A 3,089-nucleotide genomic window follows, 5' to 3' on the forward strand; every position below is an offset into this window, starting at 1 on the left:
TCTCGCATTGCCCGGAGATTGTCCGTGTTGCGTCCATCCACCCAACCTCCTCGCACATCCGGTCCCCAACCATCACCACCTTTTCCCTTACCATAAATGGGGTGAGGACGCCCGTTGGGGTCTGTTTCTGTCCAGGTTTTAGCACCGTCAAACATTCGCTGTTTGTAGGTCGGGTCGAGAAATTGCCCAAAGAAGAAGTATTTTCGGATTTGTCCTTTGAGGGTGAAAGCGTAATAGTAGTCAATACCCTCAGTGTGTTGGTTATCTTCAGCTTGGGCATCTTCTGATTGCAGAAACTCTAGGGCTTTCTCCCGATTGCCAAAAATAAAATCAAACATGGCATAGGGATAAGACCGCTTCTCATTTTCCCCGTAGTTGTTGCCATAACCTTTACCACCGTAATACTGAATGGCCTGGTTGGCTCGCACCCAGAATTCCGATTCCAATTCAGGAGTCCACTGATTCCTATACTTGGTCGCAATCGGTAAGGGTTCAATCTGAATTAGATCAGTAACAGATCTGCTAATCACTGGTTTAGCCTCTAGCGCTGGTGTGGTCGGTATAACTTGGTGGGTACAGCCCAAGACAGCACCAGCCACCAAGGAAGCTACTAGTAAGTTACGAGATTTCGGAGATTTCACCAGATTTCACCAGTTGTAGCGATTGGCCTCAATTCTTACACAACAACCAAAACAGTACACCTGAGCGTCAACCCTAAATTAAACATCGGCACTTCACAATTTTTAATCATGGGCAATGGGGCTCAGAACCCCCAGGGATTGAGAAATTCAGGATATAGTCATGTTCGATTTACTATTTGCTCGCAATTTGGCCACTACACTAATTATACTCACTGTCTTCATTCTTGGCTTAGACAAGTTGTATCGGCAGGATCAAAACCCTGGAAAACTCCAAAGGGTTCAGCACATGGAACACGCCCTTCGAGTCTGATTTGCGCTCAAGGCAACTCAATTCCGTTGAGATTCCCTGAACTAGGTGTGGAATAGGAGCCAGTTCCCTAGTTCGACCCAAGTTACTGGTTTGTCAGATCGCTGTGAATATTAGTAGACAAGAGCCCTATAGTAACCATGGATAAGGCAAGTACGTAATTATTCGTAGGCCACTATTGCGAGTGGCTCAGAGATTTCCGAGATTTTGCGGATACGGTTTACTGTCATTTCCGATTACTGTTGTATATGGTAGTTTTAACCTTTTGCTGCATCCCCCTGGGGCACCCAACCGCCCATCAGGGGTTTTTTGTATTGAGTGTGGCTAAATTTTATCAGTTATAGTATGCTGTAGTCTTAACCGTAATTTAAGGAGAGCGCAGTGGGGAGTAGGAATCGGGTTTTGATAATGTCTAGATTAGGCTAACCGTCGCCACCCAGTCTTATCCCCTAAACTCAAGGTCTCCCAACGTTACTACACTTTTAATAATCGGCAAAAAATTCAAGCTAGGCTAGTATTAGCCTGGGCAATACCTAAATTTTTCCAGATAAAGGACAATTGATTTTAAGCTTTTTAAGTTTTGTAGCCCTATAACTTAAATTCAAAGGTGACATAGTTTTCGATTATTTTTTACAAAACTATTATATTTATATATAAAATTATTTTGATATTAACTATTAACATAACACTCAGAAATTAGTAAAAAATACTTGGCATTGGTTTGATTATTTTCACATAATTGAGTATTGATTTAATTTTTATTAAAGTTTTTTTAAAAAATTAAAAATATTCGGTAAAGCCTGCCATTAAAAAAAGCAAAAAACAACTGATATAGAAATCCTAATTAAAACGTCATAAACATCAACAGGAGGATGGGTGGATTCTTCCCCATCTTCCCCATCTCCATAAATCATCCCCCTACAGGTGCAACGCTCCAGATTTATCTGTGGGGAGTCGTCAAAGCTAACAAGTTCTGATGGTACAAAGCGCACTAAAAACCGGAATTACGGGCTTGCTCCATCAATTGCTCAGCCCTACGTCCCCACTGGGGATTACCTTGGCTATTGTAAAGGTCTCTAGCATACTGCAAGACTTGCAGAGCATCACTAAACCGGTTTTGGCGCAGAAATACTACACCAGCAGCATAATAGGCATTAGCGTAATTCGAGTTAGCTACCGCTGCTTGCTGGAATGCTGCCAGAGCACCATCCAAATTTCTCTGACTAAATAAAATTCCCCCGATATTGTAGTGGGCTTCGGGGTATTTGGGATTGATTTTGATCGCTTGCTCAAACGCCTTTTTTGCCTCCTCCAGCTTGCCCTGTTGCCTATAAATCAGTCCTAAATGATATGGCGGTTCGGGAGCATTACGGCTAAATTGCATTGCTTGTTTAAATGATGCGATCGCTTGTGCGGGTGTTCGCAACTTGGACATAACTAGACCCATGTTATAGTGAGCAACACCAAGTTTAGGGTCAAGTTCCAGAGCTCTTTCTAGATATTCCCGTGCCTGAGACAAATTCTTTCCTTCCAACAGAGCAGCCCCTAAATTAGCAAAGGCTAGAGCAAATTCTGGATCGGTCTGGGTCGCCCGATAAAAGGCATCGGCTGACGCCTGCAATTTTCCAACCTGCCGCAATGCTAGGCCCAAGTTGTAGTGTGCTGGTGCTAGCTTGGGATTCAGTTGGGCTGCCTTTTCAAACGCCACGATCGCTTCAAGTACCTTACTCTGTTGAATTAATGCCAGTCCTTGGTTAAGTTGCTCGAGGGCTGCGGGTTGAGTTGGTTTGAGTGCTGGGAGATACTGAGACTGGGCGATTAGTCTACCACTGTAACGGTAAGGGCGAGTAAGGGGATGATGTCTACTCAGTCTCCCTGGTGAATCATTCAGATGATCTGGGTTAACCCCTAGGGCATGGGAAACTAGTGGCTGTGTCAGCACCAACAGCCAACTGACTCCTAGGAAGAAATAGCCTCTGGCAGTGACTTTTCTGTTAACAAACATTAAGTTGAGTGGGAATAAATTTTGCTTAAGATTTTTGAAACATTTTTTTTTATAGTTGTTACGTGTATTCATATTTTTTGAAAATTAGTGACCTAGAGTTATCTTACTTAACAGTTTTAGTAGTTTACATTACAAG

Annotated in this window: 2 protein-coding genes and 1 pseudogene; 1 reads left to right on the top strand and 2 read right to left on the bottom strand. The window is 42.9% G+C overall.

Annotation, left to right across the window (positions count from 1 at the left end; genetic code table 11):
• Positions 1-641 (bottom strand): annotated as a pseudogene (locus F6K57_RS41405) (hypothetical protein); the annotation flags it as partial.
• A 160-nt stretch (positions 642-801) separates the two neighbouring features.
• On the opposite strand from F6K57_RS41405, the gene F6K57_RS41410 reads away from it, so the two are divergent.
• Complete coding sequence (locus F6K57_RS41410) at positions 802-951, top strand: hypothetical protein (protein WP_293074938.1); 150 nt, start codon at positions 802-804, stop codon at positions 949-951.
• Positions 952-1,939: 988 nt separating this feature from the next.
• Here the strand turns inward: F6K57_RS41410 and F6K57_RS41415 are convergent.
• On the bottom strand, positions 1,940-3,025 hold the full coding sequence (locus F6K57_RS41415; protein WP_364306327.1) for a tetratricopeptide repeat protein: 1,086 nt from the start codon (positions 3,023-3,025) through the stop codon (positions 1,940-1,942).
• Positions 3,026-3,089: the final 64 nt, after the last annotated feature.

This window comes from Moorena sp. SIO4A5 (assembly GCF_010672005.1).
Lineage (GTDB): Bacteria > Cyanobacteriota > Cyanobacteriia > Cyanobacteriales > Coleofasciculaceae > Moorena.

What these genes read in the sequence shown, in the direction of transcription:
- F6K57_RS41410 (WP_293074938.1), top strand. Translation starts at nt 802, where the DNA reads ATGTTCGATTTACTATTTGCTCGCAATTTGGCCACTACACTAATTATA.
- F6K57_RS41415 (WP_364306327.1), bottom strand. Translation starts at nt 3,025, where the DNA reads ATGAATACACGTAACAACTATAAAAAAAAATGTTTCAAAAATCTTAAG.